Genomic DNA, 26,001 nt, shown 5'->3' with positions numbered 1-26,001 from the left:
CGTATGCCTCAAGCAGAAAACGGACTGATCGTACCGGTGGATATCACCGCATTGTGCGTGGGAATCAAGGACCAGGAAGACGCCAACGGTACCAGCACCTTCGCCGGCGCTACCACCACGTTCATCAACCAGACCGGCATCTACGACGCCTTCCTCGGCTCCAACGTAGTGCGCAAGCTCACCGACGCACCGCTGAACCCCCTGAAAAAAGGGATCCACCTGCACTGGGCGCTCCCCGAAGCCCTCACCAGGGGCAACTATGACCCGGCAACCAATCAAACCAATTTTGCCGTTACGCCCAACCGGTGGCTGCTGAGCCGTATCATTATCACTAACGGCGCGCCTTCCCGCACCTCCTGGATCATCGAGAGCGACGGCCTGTACGACGCCGGCGTTCACCCCACCGATGCCGTTGTGACCCTGCCGGTTAAAACCGTCAGTAACAAGGAACAAAACTACCGGTACACGGGCATCTCCGCATTGTTTACCACCAGTTGGAACGAACCCGCCGACCCCAACAAATTCAAGGACCTCACGGGGCAGGACCTGAGCGCCGTTGCGAACGGCGATACGTGTTTCGCCGCCTTCTATCCCAACTCCCGGAACATCTTCGGCTTCTATGACGATATGGATAAACTCGATGGCCCCCTGGATGTGATGTACCAGGTAACCGGCTGGTACAGCCAGCCTGCCAACGACCCCCTTAGTGGCGGCAAAACGAAAGACCAGTTACAAACCGCCTATGGATGGACGTTCAAAGACAGCGACGCCACGCCGGTCTATTCGTTTTACAGCGGTTTGACGGAAGCCATCACCTGGAACGTAAAAACCAGTTACATCGTGGACAGTCCCAACCAGGGGCCCATTCCCGCAGCGGTTACCATCGGCAACAATCCTTCGGAAACATTTTCCGCCTATTTCAAAAAGCGGCTGCATCCGGATATCGATTTCTTCGAAGATTTGCTGAACGCTTTCCAGACGGGCATCCTGCCTATTTTCCGGGAACCGGAGGCCGGCCAGCTCGCGCAGCTGCAGGAACTGCTCCACGGCAAACAGTTCAATCCATCGGATGCCGGCATCACCTACCTCATCGTCCAAAAACCGGACGAAGACGATATCAACGATCCCGGGAACGACACTCCGGCCACCGATATCCCGCTACAGATGGGCATCTCCCTGAACCAGCTGAACATCATCCAGCAGCAATATGATTACTATTCCGATTATGACGCCCATTTCAAAGGCACGCTGTTCGCGAACTGGTACCGGTTGATGAAAGCCGACGACGATACCACCAAAAACGAGCTCGACGCCATCATCCGCTCACAGATCAGCTATTACGAAGACGCCATTTTCCCGAAACTCACTTCCTTACAAGACGAGCTCGACGCACAGCGCAAACTCGTAGGCGATCAGCTCGGCGCGCTTAACCAGGAACGCAGGATCAAGCCGCAGCTCGAATTGAAGGAAACCCCGGCCAGCAGGTACTGGCAGCCGAACGAACCGGTGCTCCTCCTCACCGCGCCGGAATTCGCCGGCACGGCGCGCTTCAGCGTTACCGCCAGCGTAGATGCAGACGGGTACCTGGTTTGCCGGATCAACGATCAACTGCTTTCCTCCATCGTTGTCAACAACATCACCATCCCGGCAACGCAGTTCAACACCATCGACCTTCCCGGCCCGAACAATTTACCGCAAGCCACCATTTTCAACAGCCTGATCGAAGAAAGCTGCCTGCTGAACACGAACATCGTATCCAGCCTCACCGGCATTGCCGTCTCCGTTTTGCAAGACAGTTTGCAGGCAGCGCTGGATGGATCGCCCCAATCCACTTACACCTTTACCGGCCAGTTGCCGGCACCCAAAGCCGTGCGCTGGTGGAACGGCAATCCCTGGAACCCCATCATGGTGATCTGGGAAGCGGATTTTTCGCCGTTACAGCCCACGATGCAGGGCGAAAACCTCCAACAGTACAGTGCCAATTTCTTCACCAACAATTACGACGTAGACCAGAACGCCGGCGGTTTCATCACGTATAAAGGTCCATCCGACCCCACACAGTTCATCGCGCATAACCGGGAAGGCTACAGCGGCTCCGCGATCCTTACGCTCAGCGCGGCCGACAGCTTCGCCAAACAACTGGCGGAATACCTGGAAGACCATACCGACAAAACGCTGCAAACCATCCTGGACGATCTTGGAACGGGCAAGTACGTCACCTTTTCCATCAACGGGTTCGGGAATTCGCTCATCATGCAGGACCAGGACCTGCAACTGAACATCAAGGTACCGGGCAATAACCCGTATGCGCCCCTTACCGAAAGCGTGAACGAGATCGTCGGGGATTCCTATAGCGTATCGCCCGAACCGAACGGGTTTTACAACCCCATCCGCGCGGGGTACCTCAACGCGCGGCTCACCGCCGTAGACGTGTACGGCAACAAACGTGCAATCCAGATTTCCGACCAGTGCTATGCCAATTCCATGATCAGCTGGTACAATGGCAAGCAGATCCCGGAAACGGCGTTCCTGCCGCCGCGGATTTCACAACCCTCACGGCTGATTTTCAGATGGCTGTCCGCCGATGGCGACCAATCCCAGGAAATGACCGTACATCCGGCCACCTCACCCATTTGCGGTTGGGTCATGCCCAATCACCTCGACGCCAGCCTGTTTTTCTATGACCAGCAGGGCCACGCCCTCGGCACCATGTTCCTCGACGGCGACCACACCACCATCCTCTGGCAATCCGCCCCGGGCGACAACAAAACCATCAACCAGTCCGTAGCTTCCGTTTTTGCGTACCAGAATTCCGTTTTCGCCGCTTTCGCCGAAAGTCTCGCTGCCAGTACGCCCGCCTTCTTCCTCGATTTCTGGACGGCGGTGGATTCCATGCATAATTTCGTGAACCCTTCCAACTACGCGCAAAACAATGACCTGGCGGTACTGATCGGCCGGCCGGTAGCCATTACGCAAGCCATGTTGCGGCTGGAAGCGGCGGGCAGCCCGGCGGCCAACCAAAGCTGGTATACGCTGGAGCCGGAGGACAATGGTTTCACCGGCGTGCAGTTCCCTGTCATCCTTGGCGACCTGGACAATATCGACGATGGCCTGATCGGGTATTTTAAACAGGGAACGGCGGGATACGATTTCTCATCTTTCTACTGTGAAGCCGCCACCGGCGCCAGCGGCGTAGTAAAGCCTGCCAGCACTAACCTGATGGTGAACGTTTCCCCGAAAATCGATGCGCCCGACCCGGCCAACGTGATGCAGGATGCGGTGAAAATCCTCATGCTGGTAGACCCCAGGGCCGCCATTTACGCCACCAGCGGCATTCAACCCGTGATGTCCATCGAGATCCCGCCCGATGAGTACACCGACATCGTCAGCACCCTCGAAATGACGTTCCTCACCACGCCCGTGCTGCAGGGCATTACCGGTTTCAACCTGCCCCTGCCCGCGGAAGAAGGCTATCAATGGAGCTGGGTGGAAGAAACACTCGTGGCCGACAAGCCCGTCTGGGCCGTAGCCCCCGATATCAGCTTCACGACCAGCGAGGCCATCGCCACCTATACGCCCCAGGCCATCCGGGAAGGCTGGCTGCGGCTCAATCCGCAGTTGCTCAGTTTCACGCTGCTGAATCCACTGGGCCAGCCGGTAGCGGTGCCGGGGCAGGACAACGACTTCACCCTAACCGTAAAAAACCGAAAACCCACAGCCATCACGTTCAAAGCCGGCCAATTATTGCCCGAAGGCGACCCCAATACCGGCGCTGTTTTCTATCTGCATTTCGGCCAGCTGATCGGCGACGATAAAGTCCCGGACATAGCGATCTCCCGCACCGGCTGGACGTTCAAATGCCTCAACAACCTGCAATACGGGAACTACTGGGCCTGCACGCCTTCGGCAGACATTGATCTGGCGCCCGGTGCGGAGATCATGTTCAACATCACGAAAGCGTTCGTTGCCGAAAACAGCGGACAGGTGCAGGTCTATGTCGATTACATGGATGTGACCGGCGTCAACAACGGCACCGATGCATCCCTCCTGTCTATCACCCAATAAACTGTATTCCAAAACATTTAATACACGCATATGGAAACATTACAAAACAAACTGCCGCAACTGACACATGCCACAGAAGCATCGCAGGGCACGTTGCCGCAGCTGTCTTTCGAGATGGGGAACCCGTCGGCCGCCAATACGATATACATTACGACAGACCCGGCGGTAAACAAGCTCTCGCTCGCCATCACCTTAAATATCGGTGATGCCACATTCACGCCCGGCGAGCTCGTTCCCAAAAGCGATGCTCCCAAGGCCACGGGGTCGATCCTGTACCTCGACCTCAGCGCGCTGCAGCTCACCGCTGCCGAATTCGGGGCCCTGGCCTGTGCGGCGACCGGCTGGCAGTTTGAACTGTTCCCGGAAGACGACCTCATCTGCATGACGCCCACGAAAAACATCACGCTGGGCAGTGGCGCGGGCGATGCGATCAACATTGCCATCAACGGGTTAACGATGAGCAATCCGCCGGCGGCGCCCAATGCCAGCCTGAACGTGAGCTGTTTCAGGGTGAGCCCGGCTTCCAGCGGCAAACTCCCGGAGGTATCGTTCTTCAAGGTACTGTTGCAAAATGCGCCCGACGGCCAGAAAGACCTCAATGCCGCCATCGGTTGCGAGCTCAATTCCGCCAGCGATATTTTCAACAGCATCGATGGGTACGATCCGGTGATGAACAGTATTTCCTTCATCTTCAAGCCCGGGCCCTCGCCAGCTGTCGTGAAAGCCGGGCCGAAAACGGTGTTCACCGTATCGTTCGTGTACGCAGCCGACTGGCCGGGATACGGTGCGTTGACGACGCCCGCATCCGCCGCGAAAATTAAGGTACGGCAGGGCCAGAACGCCGGCGATTGGGTCATCACTCAAAACGCGGACCAGCAAAACCCCTGCTGGCTCATGGTTCCTCCAGACGGCCAGCCCATCATCGGCACCGGCACCAAATCCGTTGTGCAGATAGACATCGACCAGATCGTGACCACCTTCGAGCCGGGGCCCACGCTCATGTTCGTGCAATACCAGGACGTTCCCGGGTACAACGATGGGTCTTACTACATCCTGCTGAACAAAATCCCCCATGTAGCCATCGATAATATCACCATCACGCCCAACCCCGCCATCGTGCAGAATGGTGTGGCGGAAGTAACGGTGAGCTGGTCGGCCAAAAACTTCAAGCTGCTGACGCTGATGCCGTTCTACGAAGACGTGACGAAGGTGACAAGCTACAAAGCCCTCCTTACCGAAACCACCGACATCACGCTGGTGGCCAATGGCGCCGGCGGCCCGAGCAATACGGTGATGAAAACCGTAACGGCGAACGTGCTGCCCGAGATCAACTCTTTCGTAGCTACCCCAACCGCCATTTACAAAAAGGATTTCCCGCACGATGTGAAGTTCTACTGGGACGTAGACACCAACGAAGCCGTGTACCTCGTCAACGTCCGCGATAACACCAAAGAGCCGGTCGACAAATCGGGAACGCTGTACAAGTCAGTGAAAAACCCGGGGATGTGGTCGATCGTCCCGAAAAACTCCGCGAAGCTATACGAACTGCAACGCAGCGTGCTGATCCAGGCGTTTGACCAGGAGCCGCGGAACGTGAACATCGATTTCGTTCCGAAACAGGTCGTAGCCTCTCCAGACGCGCAATTCGTAGCGGCCATCAACCAGTCGGCCAACAGCGTGGAAATCCTCAATTCGCTGACCTACGACCGTTACACAGATCCCATCCGTGTAGGCGGCAAACCGGTAGACATCCTGTTTTCCACGAATGGGAAATACCTGTATTCAGTGGAAGATAACGGTACGCTTACCGTGATCGGGGTAACGTATAACGAGCGTACCGCTTCCTATAGTTTCGGCATCGTCTGCACCGTTCCGCTCGACAATCCTCCCGCTCACATCGCAGTAGGGCCGGACGAAGACTATGTTTTCGTGACCTGTAACGATACGGAAGACCAGCAGGGGCACCTGATCGTGATCGAAAAACTGAGCGACACCGTTTTCTCCGTAAAAAACGATGTTTCGGTAGGGCTTTCCGCCATGGGCCTGGCAACCGACCCCACCGGCGCGCTGGTGTATGTGGCCAATGCGGGCAGCAACAACGTTTCCGTGGTGGGGTACAGCTCGCTGGACGACAGTTTCAATTTCATCCGCAACATTTCCGACCTGGATTCGCAGCCGGTAGACGTGGCCGTGGGCGACCCAACGGGCGATACGTTGCTCGTGGTTTGCAAGGGCAGCAACAAGCTCATCGCGGTGCATCACGACGACAGGGGCTCGTCGCTGCGCCAGGAGCTGCCGCTCGGCAATTCGCCCATGGGCATAGACACGGATACCAGCCGTGCGTACGCATTTGTCACCAACGCCGGCAGCAACACCGTGACGCTGGTGAGCTGCGGCGCCGGAGTTTCCAATTGCAAAATCCTGGAAGCCGGCATTCCGACGGTGAACATTCCGGCGGGGATTTCCCTCTCGACCGACGACGCCATGGTGTTTGCCGCGAGCAGCACTGACCCGTCTCTCACGGTGATCAAGCTCATCAATTACCAGATGCAGAACGCGCCGGTGAAAGTGGGCAATCTGCCGACGGATGTGGTGATCAGTAACGACAACAAATCCGTCGTGTCCTGGCACAATGCCCTGATCACGATCGGCAAGGGCACCTATTCCAAAGGGCTGTACGTTTACAACGTAGCTACGGGCGCCGTGGTGAACAAGATGAACACCACCGATGTGATCGGTTGCGTGTTCTCACCGCAGATACCTGTTAAAAAGCTCTTCCTCATCGCCAGTGCAGACGATTCAGTGGAAGTGCTGGATGCCACTACGTTCGCTTCGCAGCTGAAAATACCCATTCCGACCGGTACGGGCGGCGTCACGCGGCAACCGATCAATATTTCCATGTCTGCCGCCGGCGATTATATGTACCTGGTCGTAAAAGAAGCCACCGGGCAGCATGCGCTGGTGACGTACGCCTGCGATGTGAATGCGAATATTTACACCGTGGTTTCCGACAACAACCTGTTCGTATCCACCGTAAAATCCAACACCATCCTGCTGGCCAATACACCGGACGGTTCTGCGGTATTTGTGCTGGACGCGTTCGCAGGCAACATTTACACGATCAACCGGGATGCCGGCGGAACTTACCAGCCATCCTCCAAGATCTACACGATCACGAGCATCGCCAAATCCATGGTAGTGTCTCCAGACAACGGAACGGTGTACATCCTGGCGCAAACCAATATGATGACCAGTTTCCTGCTGATCGACATTGCGAAACAGGAGCTGCGGGAATACAAATATCCCGACTCCTACGGCACGGTGATCAACCTGCAGCGTTTATGCATTTCGCCAGACGGCAGCCGGCTGTTCATTACCGACGCGGACATTACCGGCGTAAGGGTAGTGAGCACCGAATCGCTCCGTATCGTGCAAACGCTCTCCTGGGAGCGCGACCTCCGCTACCCCATGGGCATCACGATGTTGCCGGATGCCTCTTCCATTTACCTGGCCTGTGTAAACAGCAACAATATTGCACAAGTGTTTCAAATCAATTCCTAATCCTTAAATTTTTTTCTTATGGGATACCAAGGACTATTTATCAGGGACTACGTTGGCGAAACGCCCGACAATGCGAAAGGCCCCAGCTGGACGCAATCGCCCGACATCTGTATTTCCGGGACGGTGCCGCTGAAAGATCCGCTGTCGCTGCTGGATATGGACAATTACAACAAGGGCCTGCCCGATGGCGACAACCAGACGCCTTTGCAAACCAACTTCGTGTATGCCCGCGGTATCAACACGGAACAGGTGGGCATCACTTCCACGATCTACCTGTATTATGTGGATACCAGTATCGTGTTGTGGCCGCAGAACTGGAAGATGGATACCATTATGCATACCGAAGGCACCAACGTACCCATCAACGCCGCGCAGGTGGTGGCGCAGGCGCAGGGGCTGGCCGCCACGATCGAGCCGTTCAAATGGACACCTCCGCGGCAGGATAACCACTATTGCCTGGTGGCGTGGGTGAAGAACGGCGACGACCAGCTGGAACCGCCCGACCTGTAAAGCATCGGCACGGTGAACGACATGGCCAACTTCATCCTGACGCATCCCAACGTTGGCTGGAAAAACACGATAGAAGTTGACGCCACGCAACCCACCATCGAAAACTACGCGACCATTTACGGCGCAGAAAACGGCGGCCTGCTGAACATCGGCGTGCAATGCCAGAACCTGCCCACGGATGGCGAAATCGAGTTTTCCGTGCCCGGCCCGGATGCGCAGAACACCATCATCTTCCCCAGGCAGGCCATCCCGAACCCCAACTTCGCGCCCACCGTACAGGTGCGCTGGCCGGACAATTTCGATTCCACCATTACGTTTAAATACTACAAAGGCAAAACCGATCCGCCCGATGGCGCCAACATCATCCCGATCGTGGGCACCAATGGCACGGGGGCCGATTTCATCGAGCATGTAAAACGCGTAGCGCCGCAATACCTGGCAGACGTGAATTACTACGCTTCTCCCGCAGAAATCCATTCCAATCCGCAAGGCATTCCCATCAAAAAGATCATGATCGTGGGAAGCGTTCCGTTTGAACTGAAGAAATAGTTTTTGGGGCTTTACAACTGGCAAAACCCGCTCATGCAGCGGGTTTTGCTGCTTTCACGACGGCCTTCCGGGTCAACTTCCCGAAGGGTTCTTTCCGGCCAGCGGCTTGTCGGTTATGTCCATGGTTAAGGTTTCCAGTCGAACACGGTGATCAGCGCCGCATGATCCGACGGATATTTTACCGGGTGGCGATCAATGAGGAACGATTTTACGGGGTGGAGTTTTTCGCCTTTGTAATAAATATAATCGATCCGGTCTTTGAACGCCGTGGTGAATTCAGGGCTCCAGGTGGTGCCGCGGTCTTTCAACGGATCGGGATGCACTTTCCGGTAGCTGTCCGTAAACCCCGCTTCCGCCATGTAGATGCTTTGCGGGAAGGGCACCACCAGCCCGCCGTTCAAATGCTTCGTCTTTTCGACGTAATCCAGATGCGAACCGCTGTTGAGATCGCCGCAGAAAATGACGGGCACATCGCTGGCCCGTTGAATCACGGGTGATAACTTTTCCAGCGTGGCAGTGAGCTGCGCGGCATTGTGGGTTTTCATGCCGGCGACGAGCGTATCCAGTTCCAGCTTCTCCCCTTTCTCCAGCATGGCCCAATAATCGAAAGGATAGCTGAGCCAGTTGGTGATGAAGGCGACTTTCGCCTTATCGTTCAGCCGGATCAATGCGCCGCCATTGAAGAACGAACGGGAGCCCGGCAAAGTGGAGTCTATCGGGAAACGGCTCATGATGCTGAGGTTGCTGCTGCGGAGATAGAAATAATATCCCAGCGCATCCGCGATCTTCTCGCCCGAACCGTAGGTTTCCTGCATAGACACGATGTCGGCGCCGGATTGACGGATGATATCCACCACCCGCGCAGGCCCTGCGTCTTTCCCGGTTTCATTGCCGCCGTGCCAGATGTTGAAGTTCATGACCGACAGTTGTTTCCCCGCCGGCAGGCGCTTTTCGGGCGGCAGCGGGAAATGCCTGCGCCAGGAAGCCGCCACGCTTGCGGGGGAAAGTACGCCGTCGAACAACGTTACTTCATCCAGCTGCCCGGGAAAAGTGTTCCATTCTCCACGGTCGCCCTGCGGGCGCCCGCCGGCAAACAATGTATCGGCGCCGGTGGCTTTGGAAATACCTTCTATGTTATAAATGGCTACCTGCCTTCCATCGAAATACAGGGTAGCTTCCTGTTTGTCGACATGATGGCAGAATGTGAGCTGATGCCAGCGTTTGTCGCGGATTTGCTGGCGTAGCGGGGTGGGCTGATAGCGATACGCCGTTTTCCCCTGCTGCATTTCCCAGAACCATGCGCCGTTTTCCTGGATACCTATTCGCCAGCCGTTCCCGGCAGACGTTGCTTCCAAAAATGTGTACCTCGACGAACCTTCACCGGTCTTTACCCAAACCTGTACGCTATACGATCCTGCATGCGATTGGAGGGCATAGGGGAATGTAACGGGGTGCCTTGTGGCGGCGGTACTGCTGAGGTCTAACGCCTTGCCGGCGATGCCTGTGGTGGTGGAGACCGAAACGGAATCGAAACCGTGCAGGGCTACCCTTGCCTGGCCCGAGGCCTTCGTAGCCGCGAACATGGCCGCTACCGCCAATATACATGGAAAACGCATGATCAGTATTTACATTAAATGGAAGGATGCGCGGGCCCGTCCGGTTGCTTATCATACTTACATCCGTCCCGCCATCCAAATATACGGCTTTCGCTATAAGCCGCAAGCCCCCATCCCACAAGCGGAAGCGCGCATGGCCGGCCATTACGTCCGCAGATGCTATCGTGCTTCCCAGGCTTCATTCGCGGAACGAATATGTGAAGGGAGTTCGGAAGATGCGCGCTAAGATTTCGCGCGCTGAAAATTGCGCTATGTGATCGATGTTACTAAACGCCGGCCGGGAAGATGGGAACTTTGGGCCGTATTCAACAATCAAAACCCAAACACATCATGCAACACGAAATCGTGTCCCAATGGATGGGCAAAATGCAATTCAACTCCCTCGTCAATGGTCACACCATCATTATGGACGGCCCGGAAAAAGCCGGCGGCGAAAACAACGGCCCTATTCCCAAACCGCTGGTATTGACCGCCCTTTCCGGCTGCACGGGGATGGACGTTATTGCCCTTCTGCGCAAGGCGCATCAGGAAATTACCAATTTCGACGTGAAGGTGCGGGGCCAGTTGTCGACCGGCCACCCGATGCAATATACCGCCATCCATCTCGACTATATATTCGAAGGCCCGGAAACGGCTTCCGGCGCGGCATTGCAGGCGGTACAGGATTCCCAGGAGAAATTCTGCGGCGTGAGCGATATGTTGAAAAAGATATTGCCCCTGAGCTGGGACGTGGTATACAACGGGACCGTCCTGTATTCCAATAAACCCGCGGAAATGAGCGCCTGATGGCCTGCCGGCATCGTTCCTACCGCTTCCGGACGATGCCGGTTTTCAATAACAGGCTGTTGCGGTTGATGGCCAGAAGCCCCTGCTGCTCCATGCTTTTCAGTAACCGCGACACCGCCTCCCGGGTGGAATGCAGATCGTCGGCGATTTGCTGATGCGTGATCTGGAGGGTTCGGCTATTGACGCGGGACACCTGGGCATGGAGGTAATCCAGCAATCGCTCATCCAGCTTTTTGAAAACGACGCTGTCGAACGCCTGCAGGAGGCTATCGAACCGCGCGCGGTAAGTATTCACCACAAACTGGTTCCAGTCGTGGCTTTCGCGCATGAGCCTGTCCATCACCGAAAGCGGCAGGAGGATGACGAGACTGTCTTCCAGCGCCGTGATCATCACCCCGCTCACTTCGCTGCCCTGTGCACAGACGAAGGTCATGGCGCAGGCGTGCCCTGCTTCGAGGTAATACATAAATATCTCTCCCTCCGGCCCTTCGCGGTACACCTTCATATATCCCGAACCCACCAGGATGGCGTTCCGCAGCCATTGTCCCTGCCGTGCGATCGTTTCCCCTTTCCTGGCGGGCAACAGGGCGGCCGATCGGCAGATGATGTCTTTCACCGGCTCCGGCAGCAAGGGGTAGCTCCGGTTGAGCAGTGTCCTGATTTCTTCCTGGTTTGCATCCATGATCCGCTAAATTGCCCCATTCCCGGCCGGGAAACGATGATCTCATACGGGGGCCGGGATGATTCGCGTCAAGATCATCCGTAAGCTACCGATATGCCATTACATATTGATTATCAATTCATAATGCAACAACTCCATTTAACCCGGGATTTTGCGTATTTTAAACAGCAAATCCATCTTACACCCAACCCCGGCATACGATGAAGCATAATGAAACGAAAGAGAAAAGGAGCACCGCGATCGTACTGCGGTATTTTGATTTCATCAACCGCCATATCGATGATGTGCTGGAAGGCGCAGCGCCGGAATTCCTGGAGCTGAACCAGATCGCGCGGGAACTGGCCGTGTCGCACCAGCATCTTACAGACATCGTTCAAAAGGAAAAAGGGAATCACCCTTGTCATTTCTATGATGCGAAAATTATCGAGAAAGCGAAAGTGATGCTTGCCGACCAGGAAGTATCTATCGCCGAAGTGGCCATGAAACTGACCTACGACCCGTCCAACTTTTCCAAGTTCTTCAAAAAATGGACGGGCAAAACGCCGGGCGAATTCCGAAAATCCCAAAACAAGGGAAAATAAAATACCGAAAAGTTCACCATAATGCATCCGTCAATAGTGCTGAATTTTGAGTTCACAAAAAAAACTCACGATCATGGCACGAAACGACGTAAAAGGGAAAACGATACTGATAGCCGGCGGCGCAAAAAACCTGGGAGGCTTGCTCAGCCGGAATTTCGCCGCAAAGGGCGCTAACCTGGTGATCCATTACAATAGCGACAGCAGCGGCGCCGATGCGATAAAAACCTATGCCGATGTGCGCGCAGCAGGTGCGGAAGCGGTGTTGGTACAGGCAGACCTCAGAAGCATATCGAATATCACCAAGCTCTTCGACGCCGGCATCGAAAAATTCGGAGGGGTGGATATCGCGATCAATACCGTGGGCAAAGTATTGAAGAAGCCCATGGTAGACACCACGGAAGCGGAATTCGACAGTATGAGCGACATCAACGCGAAAGTGGCGTATTTCTTCCTCCAGGAAGCTGGAAAAAAACTGAACGACAACGGGAAGATCTGCACGATCGTCACCTCCCTGCTGGCTGCCTACACCGGTTTTTACGCTACGTACGGCGGGATGAAGGCCCCTGTCGAGCATTTCACCAGGGCCGCGTCCAAAGAATTCGGCAGCCGGGGCATTTCCGTGACCGCCGTTGGCCCGGGGCCCATGGATACGCCGTTCTTCTACGGCCAGGAAACGCCCGAAGCCGTTGCCTACCACAAATCCGCCTCGGCACTCGGCGGCCTCACCGATATCCGGGACATCGCCCCGCTTATCGAATTCCTCGTATCGGACGGATGGTGGATCACCGGCCAAACGATTTTCGCCAATGGCGGATATACCACCCGGTAAATTAACATCAACGTTAAGGCGCCCGGCCGGGCGCCTTAACGTTTTAAACAAACCGCTTATGATCCTCAAATTCATCAATGCCGCGCTGATCCTCTTTGCCGTGTTCATGGGCATCAAACAGGGTTACGCCATGCTTTCCTGTAAAAGTGAAATGCTGGCCATGTTCTCGAAATGGGGGTTCAATAAAACCGGGCTGATGATCAACGGCGCCGTTACCATCATCGCCGCCGTGCTCATCCTGTTCCCGAAAACGTTCGTGTGGGGCAATTTCCTCATGGCAGCGGGAATTTTGCTGATCATGTGCTTCCACCTGCTAGATAGAGATATGAAAGGCGTGGCGATCGAACTGCCGTTCCTGCTGCTGAATTTCGTCATTATCTATTTGCAGCATCCTTTGCCGCGGTGAGCGTAGGCCGATGGATGGCCGGTTTCACCTTAGCGTGCAAGACAAAGTTGGGGCCGACCGATGAAAATATCACCACCCGGAAGATCAACGGGTTGAAAGCAGTCGAATGCACTTTCGGGCCGGCTTCGCAGACGGATCGCCGTAAGGCCGAGCTGATCGTCATCTCCAACGACAGGCACAGCCTCATCTTCAAAGGCTCCGTTCCCCAGCACGATGTTGCCCCTTTTCAATAAAATGAAGGAATTTGCGCAGACGATCCGGCTGACATAATACATCCTTTCTTTGATCAACGATATCCAGTGAAGCCTGGTTATGCGAACCGGCAGTTGCCGGAACGTATTTTTCCCCGTCTACAGCTATGATTGAATTTTGATCAATCCGCATTGTTTATTCACAACTCCATAATTTATACCGCGCACCATATTGTCCGGATGATATTTTTTCATATCATTGTTTCCTGCTGCGGTCCGGCAACCCGATGCAACCACGATTTGAAAAACTGAAGAATACCGGGCAAGCACCATACGTACTTCATCAAACATTTGCGAGAACACCAGGATCAAAACACGTATTCACCCTACTAAAAAAGATCATTTACTTCCGGCGAAACCAACTGCCGGGGCTTCCGATTTCCACACATTCCAAATCATCTAAAACTACGTTATGATGTTTCGCCGAACTATGTCCGGCCCGCTTTGACGGCCCACAATACAATCGATTGAAATAACAGTATGGATTCGCTTCCGGGGAGATGGAAACCTCCCTGCGGACGGGTATTGCTGTTCCCATCCACTTTTTAAACGATCAAAAATCCTAACGATGATGCTACACACGACGTTCAAGACGATGTTGCTGACCATCCTCTCCATTTGCGGCTGCGCCGCAGGTTACGGACAGTCGCCCACCGGGCGCGTCACCGATGTGGGGAACCTCCCGCTGGCGGGCGTTTCGGTCCGCAGCAGCGATGGCACCAAAGCCACGCAGACCAACGAAAAAGGGGAATTCACCCTGCAGGTAAAATCCGGAACGGTACTGCGGCTGACCTACGTCGGCTTTACACCGCAGGATATCACCTACAACGGCAGCCCGCTCCGGATCATCATGGAGCGCCAGGCAGAAACCATCGTCACCGATGTGGTGGTGATCGGATATGGCACCGCCCGGAAAAAAGACATCACGGGCACCACCGCCCGGGCCAACCTCACGGCTTTCCGCGAATCACCGAACGTCAACATCCTCCAATCCCTGCAAGGCTCCGTTCCGGGGCTGAACGTGGGCGCCGTGACCACCGCAGGCTCCAGTCCGTCGGTAAGCATCCGCGGCCGCACATCGCTGAGCGGCACTACCAGTCCGCTGATCGTACTGGACGGCATCATCTTCCGCGGCAACCTGGCAGACATCAACCCGGCAGACATCGCCTCGGTAGCCGTGTTGAAAGACGCGAGCGCCACGGCCATTTATGGCTCCCAGGCATCGAACGGCGTGTTGCTCATGACCACCAAAACGGGGCGCGCCGGCAAAAAGCCGCTCATCTCCTACAATGGCGCCCTTACGCTTTCGCAGGTTTCCAACCGCGACATGCTCCCGCTCAATAAAGAAGGATACCTGCAGTTCGTGGCCGACCGATGGATCAACGAAAGCCGTACCGGCGCCAACCTCGACGCGCCAAACCCAGACTGGGACCCGCTCACCCGCATGTCCGCCGAATCCGCCAAAGGCTTCCAGGCCGGCGTGAACACCGACTGGTGGAAACTGCTCACCAACCGGAACCCGCTCATGCAAAACCATGACGTGAGCGTTTCCGGCCGCTCGGAAAACACCGCCTACTTCTTTTCCCTCGGCTATACCAACCAGGAAAACATCATCGTCAACGATACTTACAAACGCTACAGCTTCCGGGTGAACCTGGAAAGCAAAGTGGCGAGCTGGCTGAAAGTAGGCGTTCAATCCAGTTACAGCATCAGCGATTATTCGGGCGTGGCGCCGACTTTGACGACCGTCATCCGCAATACGCCCTTCCTGTCTGCCTATGATTCTACCGGGAAACCGGTACGCCTGCCAGACGGCTCCAACCTCAACCCCATTCTTCAAACGCAGCAGCATAACCTCGACAAACGGTATAACCTGTTCGGGCTGATGTATGCGGATATCACGATCCCCTGGATCAGGGGGCTCACCTACCGCGTCAATTTCGGGCAGAACTATATCACCGCCAAACAGTTCAACTTCAACCTGTACGGCGCCAATTTCACGGGGAGCGGCAGCAAGATGGACTCGTCCCAATACAGCCAGACGCTCGACCATATCGTCAACTACCGCCGCGAATTCGGGGACCACCACGTGAATGCCACTTTCGTCTACGGTTTCGAGAAGCGGAATTTCGAGCAAACGCTCGCCGCCGCCAGCAACTTCGCCAATCCCGCGCTCGGCTACAACAGCCTGGAGGCAGGACAACCCAGCTTGCAGACCGTCAGCTCCGACGCCTGGAAAGAAACCAGCCTTTACCAGATGTACCGGTTGATCTATAGCTACAAAGACCGGTACGTTTTCACGGGAACGGTGCGCAACGATGGTTTCTCCGGCTTCGGGCCCGGCAACAAGACCGGCGTGTTCCCCTCCGCCGCGGTGGCCTGGCGGATCACCGAAGAGCCCTGGGCCAGGGGCAAACTCGGGAAAATCGACGATCTCAAGTTCCGCCTGAGCTACGGCGCCAACGGCAACCGCACCGTAGGCCGCTACCAAACGCTTTCGCGCATGAACGCCTCCATCGCCAACGGTTATTTGTTCGGCGACGGCGGATTGGCGCTCCAGGGCCAGGGCATCGGCAGCCTCGCCAACCAGGGCCTGAAATGGGAAACCACCAAAACGCTTAATTTCGGGCTGGACTTCTCCCTTTACAGCGGCCGCCTTTCCGGCGAAATCAATTATTACACGGCCAACACTTCCAACCTGCTGTATACCGTCAACATTCCGTCGGTCAACGGCCAAACGAGCATTCCCTTCAACGTCGGAAAGCTGGAGAACAGCGGCGTCGAACTGGCATTGAACGGTACGCCGGTCCGTAAAAAAGACTTTTCCTGGGACGTGAATACCAGTTTCTCGCTGAACCGCAACAAGGTGGCGAGAATCACTGGCATAGATGCGAACAAGGACGGGAAGGAAGACGACCTCGTGGCCTCGAAGATCTTTATCGGCCAGCCTTACGGCGTGGCGTACGATTACAACATCATCGGGATGTGGCAGGTGGCCGACAAGAACGCCGGCATCATTCCCGGCGGGTTTACATATGGCACGTATAAAGTGGAAGATGTGAACGGCGACGGGTCGTATACCGCTTCGGCAGACCGGAAGATCCTCGGCTACACGGATCCCTCATACCGCTTCAGTGTGCTCAATACCCTACGATACAAGGCTTTCGAGTTCAAAATGTTCGTGAACTCCATACAGGGCGGCAAAAAATATTACTACGGCCAGCCTGGCTCCACGCTGCCTAACCCGGATAACATGCAAAACCGCAACTTCTTCAAATTCGACTATTGGACGCCCGAAAACCCGGGCGCCAGGTACCGCCAGACGGGATATTACACCGCCGCGCTGGGAGATGCATCGTTCTCGCCATATGTGCAGCGCAGCTTCGTTCGCCTGCAAGACGTAACGCTCAGCTACTCCCTGCCCGCGTCCATCACGCAGAAGCTGCGCATCAGCCGCCTCAGCGCCTATTTGAACGGAAAGAACCTGCTCACCTTCACCGATTGGGATGGCTGGGACCCCGAAACCGGCACTGGCCTCAATATGGAGGCGTTCCCCCTGCTCAGGAGCTATACCGTTGGTTTACATGTTGAATTCTAAACTTCGAACCCATGAACAAGATCTTCCGATACGGCTGCATGACCGCCTTCGCAATAATGCTCGTCGCCAGCTGCAATACCGAGAAATTCCTCAAAGAGGAACCACTCGATTTCTATACGCCCGATAATGCACTCAATACCGCGGCGGATTTCCAGTCGGCCACCAACTACCTGCACAACCGCATGCGCCACATCCTGTTCGGCGGCATCAACCTCGACGCGAACTTTTCGCTGCGGTACGCTACGGATTTCGCGGTGAACGCTACCGATTACAACCCGCCGGTGAAGCTCAACGATTATAAAAACACCATGGTGCCTACTTTCAACGTGGTGGAAGTGATCTGGCAGAACGTGTACACCGTTATCTCGAACGCCAATGTCATCATCAGCCGGGTGCCTAAAGCTACGGCGCTTTCCGAGGCCGACCGGAATTCCTTCAAGGCGCAGGCGCTGTTCTTCCGCGCATGGGGCTACAACCTGCTCGCCAACCTTTATGGCGGCGTGCCCCTTATCACGGAGGAAATCACCATCCCGCGGACGGATTACGTGCGGGCCACGCGCGACGAAGTGTACAACCTCTGCCGCAAAGACCTCACCGAAGCGTTGCTGTACCTCAAAGACATCGATGCCGTGAAAGACGGCGCCGTCAACAAGCAGGCCGCCAGCCACCTGCTCACCGAAGTACTGATCTCGCTGAAAGCCTATGACGATGCCATCAATGCCGCTACGCAGGTCATCAACCATCCGGCGCTGTCGCTCATGACGCAGCGTTTCGGCCGCCGGGCCGGCAAGGCGGGCGACGTGTACCGCGATCTCTTCGAGCTGAACAATCAAAACCGTACCAGCGGCAACAAAGAAGGCATTTTCGTGATCCAGACCGATTATCTCAATCCCGCAGCGCCCGCGCGCGACGTGATCCAATGGGCCATCATGCCCAACCTGACCAACCTCCGGGTGATGACGTCCGTCAACGGAGCGCCTCCTTCCAGCCAGCCCGCCGTTCTGGCCTTCAACGACCTGCTCGCGGGGCGCGGCATCGGGTGGATACGGCCTACGAAATATTTCCTGTACGACATCTGGACCGATCCCAACGATATCCGGAACAGCGAATACAACATCGTCCGCGATTTCATCATGGATGGCGTGCCGAAAAATTCCGATGCGTATGGGAAATGGTATGTGAAAGACGGGTTCAAGGCCAAGGCGGCCAACTTTGCCGATACCATCAGGAGCTGGTACCCCGTTCTCAAAAAAGCGACTTTCTCCGAAGGGGATTTTCCGATAGAAGTGATCCAGAAAGACGCGAACGGCAATCCCCTGAAATCGCCCTTCGCCGGCCGGCTGCTGTTCAACTCCAGCGGCGACGTGTATAGCAAAGACGCGTACCTCATGCGCCTGGCCGAAACTTACCTCCTCCGCGCCGAAGCATATATTAAGAAAGGCGATAAATCGAAAGCGGCCGAAGACATCAACAAGATACGCGCCCGGTCTAACGCCGCTCCTGTGGCGGAGGCCGACGTAACGATCGATTATCTCCTCGATGAAAGATTGCGGGAATTGTACGTGGAAGAACTGCGCATGGTAACGCTTTGCCGCATGGGCCTGCTGTACGACCGCGACAAGAAATACAATGAAAAATCAGGTCTCACCATCCAGCCGTACCACAACCTCTGGCCGGTTCCTTTCTCGGAAATCGAACGGAATACGGGTGCGGTGATCACCCAGAACCCCGAATACAAGTAAGCGTATCCGCTATAATTGCTGCCAGGCTGTGCTTTCAGCCTGGCAGTTTTTTATTCGGGGGATTCCTGCACAATTTCCATTTGTGCTTCGTGGCCGTTGCAGGGATTGTGCACGATCAATCCATCTTTGCCGTCTGGCCGGATATGTAGTGTGATGAACGACCTGAACGGCACGCCGTCGTCCCGCTGAAAATCGCCTTCAAATGCAACGATCAATGTCCCGAACTGGCTGCTGCGGTTGTCGATGGCAACGGCCGATGTGAATTCGCTGACGGCGCGCTTTCCGTCGGTAATTTCCTGGGGAAGGACCAATTGCACGCCTTTGTAGAATACTTCATAATGGGCGTATGTGCCGATGGAGAAATGCCGTTTTTTGATGAAATATACTTTCCAGTGATGTACCCTGTTTTCGAAGAGCAGGGTTTTCCGCGTGCCATAGCAGGAACTGATCAGGATGACGCAAGCTATCACCAGCGCGGCGGCCATGTATATTTTCCAGTTCATTTCAGTAAGGATTTATTTTGAAGGATACGCTCCATGGCAGGGGCTTCCGCCAGGATATCGTCGCCGTCTTCGTCCTGGGCGATCAATTCGGGAAGAAACACTTCGCGAAGCTCCGCGGTACCGGGCGTTTGCAGCCATTCTCCCACCGCAGCGTCCATGGAATAAAAATTCATCCCCATCATGCTGATCAAACGGGTTGTTGGTGTTCTTTCCCGGATGAAAACGGGCGTGGCATCGGCGAGGACCACTTTAGCAGTTACGCTTCCGTCGAAACAAATGGTGGATCCACCCGCCCAGATCAAACCGGCGGTTACATTTCCGCCGAAATAATGCCGGCCGCCCTGAAGCCGGATTTGCGGGCACGCTACATCTCCGAACACGATCAAAGGCACGTTGGAGGAGGATATCAGTCGATCGCGAATGATCAGGCCGCGAATAAAAATCCAACCCAGGACAGTGAGGTTTTCCATTCCGGGAATATCCGACGTAATGGAAAAATCCTCCGCCCGCGCATCTCCCTCCACCACCAGGTAAAAAGCATTACCGGGAACATTTTCGGCCCAGACATCGTACGGTTTCTCATATCCGGGCAGATCGCGGATGACGGGCATGAGGATTTCGGCGGACGACCGGTTGATCAGTTTACAAGTGATGCCTTGATAAAGAACGGTACCTCCCGGCGCGGGTGATTCGTTCCGCTGCCGTTCCTCCTGCAACCGGTCCTCTTCCGCGATCACCTGCTTTGCCGCGGTAATGCCCGCGGCGATATTTGCATCCCAGGGATGCAGTTCTTCCGCGGCCGCACGGATACATGCCATAGTTTCGTGATGCACCCGGGCGGGCAGTGCCGCATCTTCCGCGAGCTTTACCAAACGCTGCAGAAGTTCCGCCTGCCGGGGATTGTTATCGTCTCGCGCAACGCGGTCGAGGAGATAAACGGTGTAGACGGTTGGTTTCCGGTCTAAAGAAGCCAGCAGCTGCGGCTCGTACACGCTATCGTAGAATGATTCGAGGAAGGCGCCCAACGGACCCGGCCCGCCGAAGTCTATTTCCGGGCATCGCTCGATGAGGCGGAACAATGGCTCCAGGGCCGTAGCGGGCGATTCCAGTTCTTCCAATTGCCCGCATAATTCATATGCAGGGTCGATAAAATCGAATTTATTGCCGGATTGGAACGCTTTCCTGGCGAGCTTTTCCAGTTGGTCGATTATTGCTTCCATAAGGATGGTGTGAGGGTTTGCAATTCCATTTCGCCGGCTGCCGGATCATAGCGCCAGACCCAGATGCGGCCCTTGCTATCCATATTGACCAGCAGCATTTTCAATTCCGTTTCCAGCACATCAAACGCATCAGTTGCAGGCAAAATAATAATATGCTCATGGCACGTCGGGATTACCGGGTTCGAACAAGGCCACTGCGCCGATTTGCAGCAAATCTTCCGCATAACCTTTCGGGTGAACGAAAAACCCTTCCGCCGGCACAAATTCCGGCCCGGTAGTCCCCCCACCCCGCTTGGTGGACGGGCGTTTGGCCCATCACGGTCAGCAGCGGTTTGAAATACATGGCCGTGGCGGGATCGGCGAACACGGTGGCCGGATCGGGATACAGCAGGGTATTTTCCATTGCAGGAAGGTTTGAAAATACGTAAAAACCGCCGGCGCCCGGGGGCGCCGGCCTTGTCTTCAGCCGTTTATCGATCAGGCAGGTTGTAAAAGCGGAAGGAGATGCTGCCAGTTGAGTTGCCGCGCGAAATCAAGCGCCGTTTTACCGGAACGGGTTTGGGCGGATTTGTCGGCGCCCGCCTGCAGCAATGCTTCCACCGTGCTCCTGTTGCCGGCGATAGCTTCGCGGTGCAGCATGGTATATCCTTCTTCGTCGGCCTTGCCGGCCTCCGCGGGATTTTTCTGCAGGAAGTCTCGCAGGCTGTCTTTCATGTTAACGCTCATGGGATGTTCCACCTGGGCCGAGGGATCCGTTTCTTCGTCGCGCACCACGAATACCGTGTCCGGCTCAGCGAAATCGAGCCCCCAGGCTTCGTCGTGCGCATCCCGCTCATCTTCGTCCATTTCACTGCGCAGCACCTGGATGCTGAAACCGCCGTACGGCGTATCGTTGCTGGCGAAAAGCCAGTCACACAGCCGGTTAAGCGGCGCTTCGATCACATCGCCCTTTGCCACATTACTGACAATGCCGGGCGAGTTGATAAGCGTTCCATAAATGAGGTCGCCGTCGAATCCGATATCGGCCACCCACATATATTCGACTTTCGGTTTATCGGGAACCCCGGATGGCTGTACGAAAGCGATCTTAACGTAGGCCAGGTCGAGTGCGGGCACGATGCGGCGGGCTTCCCAGCTCAGTTCGCGCCAGCAGTATTTGAATGTTTCCTGTGCTTTGGCGATGGCCTGGAGCATGACAGGGCTGTCTCCATTGGTGTAAAAGATATTTTCTTTCATCACTGATCATTTTATATCTGCCGCCAGGTATTGCCCGGGCGCCAGCGGTGAGGAATATTGTTCGATAGCGGGGCTTGCCGGGCCGTAATGCGGATCTTTTCCCCGGCTCCGGTCCAGGTTCGCCCCTTTGTGCCGTTTTGTAAAAGGCCGGAGCAGACTTACGCAGAAGGGGCCTTCGGGCCAGCTGAAAACCGTTCGCACGCGGTTCCCGGACAGCAATTCCACGTCCAGCACCTCGGCCAGCGCGGGATGGAGGGCGGTCAGCAGCTGGAGTAGGTGGCAGACGAGGGCTTCGTTCGTCTGAACCGATGCCGGCAAGCAACCCGCATCCCGGTATTGTGCAAGTTTTTTGCCGTTTCCGGCGGTAAACCCGGGGTCGAGGTGCGCGACGGTGTACGTCATCAAAAGAAATTGAGCTTTGCTTCCGCGAACCCGCCCACGAGCGGCAATGGTTTCTGCGCGCCGTTGGCGGCATTGATGATGCCCAGTATCCAGAGGATGAGCACGAAGGTGTTCGCATAAGCCAGTATTCCCAATGCCGGAACGATGGTAGTTACGACGGTGACCGCCACTGCCAGCGCCACGCCGAGGATCATGACGCCCAGCGATTGTTTCAGGTGGAAGCGCACGGCGGCGTCTTTTCCGTTGTTGTACTGCAGCAGCGCAACGATCCAGCCGATGATGGTGATGTAGGCTACGATGGATTGTGTTTTTTTGTCCATAAAAGTGATGTTTGATGTTAGACCGGCCCTGGGGCCGGTGTGTTTTTCGGGATGATGAAAGGCCGGAATTCCGGTTCGGCAAAGTTGCGCCCGCAGCCGTTCCCTTCCAAATAAACAGCACTTACAAAGCGTCTACATCCCCAAACCGGAAGCGTCTACAAAGTGTCTACAACTTTCCAAACTGAGCCACAGCACTTTATATTTGCGTTGTAGACGACCGGCTCGCTTAATTCATTAATTTCGTTTCGCATGGACAAGGAACAATTAAAAAGCCATATCAGCCGCCAGGCCACCGGGATGAGTACCGGCGGGTACAGGCCTACGCAGGCGCTGACGGAAAGCTGGGTATCGCCGGTGTTCCTGTACCGGGAGAACGAGGCCATTCCCCTCTACAGGTCCGGCCAACCCATGTTCCCCCTTTTCCAGCTTTGCCTGGAAGGCCTGCCTTTCGTGCCCGGCATCGTAAAAAAAAGCTTCAAACGCGAATACAAACTCGTACTGAAACAGCATGACCTATAAACCCCTCCTCCGGCAGCTCTTCTCCCTCCCCGACAATCCGCAGGGATTTGAAGAAACCGACATCGCCGCCGCCGAAACCCGCCTAGGCTGCCGTTTACCGGCCGTATTGCGGGACTATTACAGCACGATGGGCCGCTTCGAAGCCCTGAACTCCGCCTTCAACCGGCTGTTGCCGCCGGAAAAACTGTACCTCTCAGACAGCGGCATGCTCGTGTTTTACACCGAAAACCAGGATCTGGTGATCTGGGGGATCGATCATGAAGACTTCGGAAAGCCCGACCCCGCCGTATATGGCAGCTACGATGCAGACCGCGAAGAATGGCTGCTGGACGCGGATACGATGGAACATTTCCTCTGGTCGATGGCGTATGTACAGGCCGGTATGGGCGGATTGGCGCACCTCGCGTTCGCGGAAGGCCTCACCGAAGCCACCATCCGCCGACTGGAAAACGAATGGACGGAGGTAAAGGGCATCACCCATCAATACTACCGTTTCTTCCTGCAAAACAACACCGCCATCGCGCTGGTGCCAACCAACGACAAAGGCGCGCCGCTGTGCGTTTACCTCGCTTCCAACGACGGTTATCTGCACCGGCAGCTGCTGAAAAGCATTCCGCTGAACTGGGATACCTCCCTGTAAATCCATATCCGAATGAGCAAGCGCTTTCTCCAGATATTGCTGACGGTCGTGCTGATGCGGGCGCTACCCCTCGCCGCGCAAAACCGCTACACCGACAGCCTGTACGCGATCGTGAACCGGGAAGGCGCCGCCGACCGCGACAAGATCGTTCCGCTGAGCCTGCTGGCCCATACCGTCCGCTATTACGACACCACGGAAGCCTTTCGCCTGGCGGCCCGCGCGTTGACGCTCGCTTCCGCCGAAAGCGATGCACGGTACAAGGTCTACGCTTACGTAGCCCGGGCCAGCATTTACCTCAAACTGCGCGACGTTCCCCAAAATATCCGCGACGCCGACAGCAGCCTGTTCTTTGCCGGCCAAACCACCGACGCCCGCACCAAAGCCTGGGCCTGGTACAACAAAGGGCGCGACCTCAATATGGACAACCACGAAAAGGAAGCGATGGCCGCTTTCCTGAAGGCGCTGGCGTTCATTAAAAAAGAAGAAGACCACGCGCTGCGGGCTTCGATCTATTACGCCATCTATACGATCTTCTCCACCTGGGAAGACATTGAAAAAGAAGGCCATTACGCACAATTGTCGCTCGAAGCCGCGCTGCAAAGCCGCGACCCCAACAATATCTGCGAATCCTGGCAGGCCATCGGCTCGGCGGCGCACGACAAATACATGAAAACCGGTGCGAAGAACTCATCCCTACTCGATTCCACCATGAACGCATACCGCCGTTCCGTGGCCGTATACCTGCAAAACGAGCCCTACATGCGCATGGTGCAACTCATCACCATTCCCTGCATCAATCTCGCCGATTCGTACAACCGCCATTTTCCCGCGTCCGCACAAACAACGGATTCCCTCCGCAAATACGCCATGCTGGCGTTCAATTACGCCACCAAAGACAAAGACAAGCGCCTCCAGGCCTCGGCTTACGGACTGATGAACGAAGACGCCAAACGCAGCGGCAACTTCCAGCTCGCGGAAACCTATCTTATCCAGGCGCTATCGCTTTTTGCGGGAGATCCCATGCCGGACTATTACATCCGCTCCAGCATCTATCACGACCTGTCTGACCTCGCCGAACGCAGGAATGATTTTAAAAAGGCGCTGCAGTATCATAAACTTTACCTGGCCGATTACAAAAGCGTCTACGACGCAGAACAAAGCAGCGCCGGCAAAAAACTCGAAGCGCAATATCTCGCCAAGGAAAAGGAACAGGAGATCAGATTCCTCAAGGAAAGCGAATCCTTCCACCGGCGGCAGAAATATCTTTACATCGCCATCGCAGCCGCACTGCTGGCGGGTTTGCTGTTCATGTTCCGGTCCTATCATTTCCGGTTGCGGTATTCCCTTCAACGCAGCCAGTTGCTGGAACTGGAAAAAGAAGAAGCCCGCCTCCACGCCAAATTGAAAGCGGAAGAAAACCGTACGCTCGAAACCGGGAAACGAAACGCCGAACTGAACGCGCAACTACAGGAAGAACAAGCCAAACTCAAAGCCGAAGAAGCCGCCCGCCTGCAAACCGAACAGGCCATCATTCTGGCACAGAACGAAATCCTGCAGAAGGAAGTAATGGCCGGCGCGCTGCAGGTGGAACAAAAAAATAACATCCTCCAGCTCCTGAAAGAAAAACTGGAAGACCATCGCAGCCCCGACATCAAACGAACGGAACTCAACCGGCTCCTGCACCAGCAAACCCGGCTGGACAACGATTTCGAGGAACTCAAGACCGGTATCAAAGCCGTACATCCCGGCTTTTACCAGCGCCTGCAACACAAGGCCGGCAATAAACTGACCGACCTCGACCTGAAATACTGCGCCTGCATCTTCCTCAAACGGAACACGAAAGAGATGGCCAGCATCATGGGGATTGAGCCGAAAAGCATCCGCATGAGCAAGTACCGTATAAAACAAAAACTGGGATTGGCGAAAGACGAGGACCTCGACGCGTTCGTCCGCAGTATGGCCTGACCGGGGTACGTCTTCGCTTT

Annotated in this window: 22 protein-coding genes; 14 read left to right on the top strand and 8 right to left on the bottom strand. The window is 55.7% G+C overall.

Annotated features, from left to right (window positions below):
• Positions 1–3 precede the first annotated feature (3 nt).
• The 4 genes from EJ361_RS21720 to EJ361_RS21705 are packed head-to-tail and all read left to right on the top strand — an operon-like array spanning position 4 to position 8,685.
• Positions 4–4,065 carry a hypothetical protein gene (locus tag EJ361_RS21720; RefSeq protein ID WP_126248277.1) on the top strand — a complete coding sequence of 1,354 codons (4,062 nt, stop codon included), beginning with the start codon at positions 4–6 and terminating at the stop codon, positions 4,063–4,065.
• A 30-nt stretch (positions 4,066–4,095) separates the two neighbouring features.
• On the top strand, positions 4,096–7,626 hold the full coding sequence (locus EJ361_RS21715) for a YncE family protein (protein ID WP_126248275.1): 3,531 nt from the start codon (positions 4,096–4,098) through the stop codon (positions 7,624–7,626).
• Positions 7,627–7,644: 18 nt separating this feature from the next.
• Complete coding sequence (locus tag EJ361_RS21710) at positions 7,645–8,136, top strand: hypothetical protein (RefSeq protein WP_126248273.1); 492 nt, start codon at positions 7,645–7,647, stop codon at positions 8,134–8,136.
• A gap of 12 nt (positions 8,137–8,148) precedes the next feature.
• Positions 8,149–8,685, top strand: a complete 537-nt coding sequence (locus EJ361_RS21705; protein ID WP_126248272.1) for a hypothetical protein — start codon at positions 8,149–8,151, stop codon at positions 8,683–8,685.
• Positions 8,686–8,810: 125 nt separating this feature from the next.
• Here EJ361_RS21705 and EJ361_RS21700 read toward each other — a convergent pair whose 3' ends face one another.
• Positions 8,811–10,301 (bottom strand): endonuclease/exonuclease/phosphatase family protein, encoded by a 1,491-nt coding sequence (locus EJ361_RS21700; RefSeq protein WP_126248271.1) that lies wholly within the window; start codon positions 10,299–10,301, stop codon positions 8,811–8,813.
• A 330-nt stretch (positions 10,302–10,631) separates the two neighbouring features.
• Between EJ361_RS21700 and EJ361_RS21695 the strand changes: the two genes are divergently transcribed.
• Entirely contained in the window at positions 10,632–11,087 is a 456-nt protein-coding gene (locus EJ361_RS21695; protein ID WP_126248270.1) for an OsmC family protein, read from the top strand.
• Between the two features lie 19 nt (positions 11,088–11,106).
• On the opposite strand, the gene EJ361_RS21690 is transcribed toward EJ361_RS21695, so the two are convergent.
• Positions 11,107–11,769, bottom strand: a complete 663-nt coding sequence (locus tag EJ361_RS21690) for a Crp/Fnr family transcriptional regulator (protein WP_126248269.1) — start codon at positions 11,767–11,769, stop codon at positions 11,107–11,109.
• 200 nt (positions 11,770–11,969) lie between these two features.
• Here EJ361_RS21690 and EJ361_RS21685 point away from each other — a divergent pair, with 200 nt between their 5' ends.
• The 6 genes from EJ361_RS21685 (at position 11,970) to EJ361_RS21660 (ending at position 19,176) form a co-directional block, all read left to right on the top strand.
• Positions 11,970–12,350: a helix-turn-helix domain-containing protein gene (locus tag EJ361_RS21685; RefSeq protein WP_126248267.1), complete on the top strand. Its 381-nt coding sequence runs from the start codon at positions 11,970–11,972 to the stop codon at positions 12,348–12,350.
• A 73-nt stretch (positions 12,351–12,423) separates the two neighbouring features.
• The gene (locus EJ361_RS21680) at positions 12,424–13,179 is read left to right on the top strand and encodes an SDR family oxidoreductase (protein ID WP_126248265.1); all 756 of its coding nucleotides are present in this window, start codon (positions 12,424–12,426) and stop codon (positions 13,177–13,179) included.
• A 58-nt stretch (positions 13,180–13,237) separates the two neighbouring features.
• The gene (locus EJ361_RS21675) at positions 13,238–13,585 is read left to right on the top strand and encodes a DoxX family protein (RefSeq protein ID WP_126248263.1); all 348 of its coding nucleotides are present in this window, start codon (positions 13,238–13,240) and stop codon (positions 13,583–13,585) included.
• On the top strand, positions 13,582–13,818 hold the full coding sequence (locus EJ361_RS21670; RefSeq protein WP_164714357.1) for a hypothetical protein: 237 nt from the start codon (positions 13,582–13,584) through the stop codon (positions 13,816–13,818). The genes EJ361_RS21675 and EJ361_RS21670 overlap by 4 nt, the downstream gene beginning before the upstream one ends.
• A gap of 586 nt (positions 13,819–14,404) precedes the next feature.
• Entirely contained in the window at positions 14,405–17,434 is a 3,030-nt protein-coding gene (locus tag EJ361_RS21665; RefSeq protein ID WP_126248259.1) for a SusC/RagA family TonB-linked outer membrane protein, read from the top strand.
• Positions 17,435–17,445: 11 nt separating this feature from the next.
• Positions 17,446–19,176, top strand: a complete 1,731-nt coding sequence (locus EJ361_RS21660; protein WP_126248257.1) for a RagB/SusD family nutrient uptake outer membrane protein — start codon at positions 17,446–17,448, stop codon at positions 19,174–19,176.
• A gap of 50 nt (positions 19,177–19,226) precedes the next feature.
• On the opposite strand, the gene EJ361_RS21655 is transcribed toward EJ361_RS21660, so the two are convergent.
• The 6 genes from EJ361_RS21655 to EJ361_RS21630 form a co-directional block, all read right to left on the bottom strand.
• Positions 19,227–19,679, bottom strand: a complete 453-nt coding sequence (locus EJ361_RS21655) for a hypothetical protein (RefSeq protein ID WP_126248255.1) — start codon at positions 19,677–19,679, stop codon at positions 19,227–19,229.
• A complete protein-coding gene (locus EJ361_RS21650) occupies positions 19,676–20,899 on the bottom strand; it encodes a hypothetical protein (protein ID WP_126248253.1) in 1,224 nt (407 codons plus the stop codon). The genes EJ361_RS21655 and EJ361_RS21650 overlap by 4 nt, the downstream gene beginning before the upstream one ends.
• Positions 20,887–21,123: a hypothetical protein gene (locus EJ361_RS21645; protein ID WP_126248251.1), complete on the bottom strand. Its 237-nt coding sequence runs from the start codon at positions 21,121–21,123 to the stop codon at positions 20,887–20,889. The genes EJ361_RS21650 and EJ361_RS21645 overlap by 13 nt, the downstream gene beginning before the upstream one ends.
• A 253-nt stretch (positions 21,124–21,376) precedes the next feature.
• Positions 21,377–22,135: a DUF2314 domain-containing protein gene (locus tag EJ361_RS21640; RefSeq protein ID WP_126248249.1), complete on the bottom strand. Its 759-nt coding sequence runs from the start codon at positions 22,133–22,135 to the stop codon at positions 21,377–21,379.
• Positions 22,136–22,141: 6 nt separating this feature from the next.
• Positions 22,142–22,537 carry a hypothetical protein gene (locus EJ361_RS21635; RefSeq protein WP_126248247.1) on the bottom strand — a complete coding sequence of 132 codons (396 nt, stop codon included), beginning with the start codon at positions 22,535–22,537 and terminating at the stop codon, positions 22,142–22,144.
• Positions 22,537–22,857, bottom strand: coding sequence for a DUF4870 domain-containing protein (locus EJ361_RS21630; protein WP_126248245.1), 321 nt, complete (start codon positions 22,855–22,857; stop codon positions 22,537–22,539). Before EJ361_RS21630 ends, EJ361_RS21635 begins: the two co-directional genes overlap by 1 nt.
• A 249-nt stretch (positions 22,858–23,106) precedes the next feature.
• Here EJ361_RS21630 and EJ361_RS21625 point away from each other — a divergent pair, with 249 nt between their 5' ends.
• The 3 genes from EJ361_RS21625 to EJ361_RS21615 are packed head-to-tail and all read left to right on the top strand — an operon-like array spanning position 23,107 to position 25,981.
• Complete coding sequence (locus tag EJ361_RS21625; RefSeq protein ID WP_126248243.1) at positions 23,107–23,376, top strand: hypothetical protein; 270 nt, start codon at positions 23,107–23,109, stop codon at positions 23,374–23,376.
• On the top strand, positions 23,366–24,016 hold the full coding sequence (locus EJ361_RS21620; RefSeq protein ID WP_126248241.1) for an SMI1/KNR4 family protein: 651 nt from the start codon (positions 23,366–23,368) through the stop codon (positions 24,014–24,016). The genes EJ361_RS21625 and EJ361_RS21620 overlap by 11 nt, the downstream gene beginning before the upstream one ends.
• 12 nt (positions 24,017–24,028) lie before the next feature.
• A complete protein-coding gene (locus tag EJ361_RS21615; RefSeq protein ID WP_126248239.1) occupies positions 24,029–25,981 on the top strand; it encodes a tetratricopeptide repeat protein in 1,953 nt (650 codons plus the stop codon).
• Positions 25,982–26,001 lie beyond the last annotated feature (20 nt).

Source organism: Chitinophaga rhizosphaerae, assembly GCF_003958645.1.
Taxonomy (GTDB): Bacteria; Bacteroidota; Bacteroidia; order Chitinophagales; family Chitinophagaceae; genus Chitinophaga; species Chitinophaga rhizosphaerae.
The sequence above is the reverse complement of the archived record's forward strand: the minus strand, read 5'-3'. Positions and strand labels throughout refer to the sequence as shown.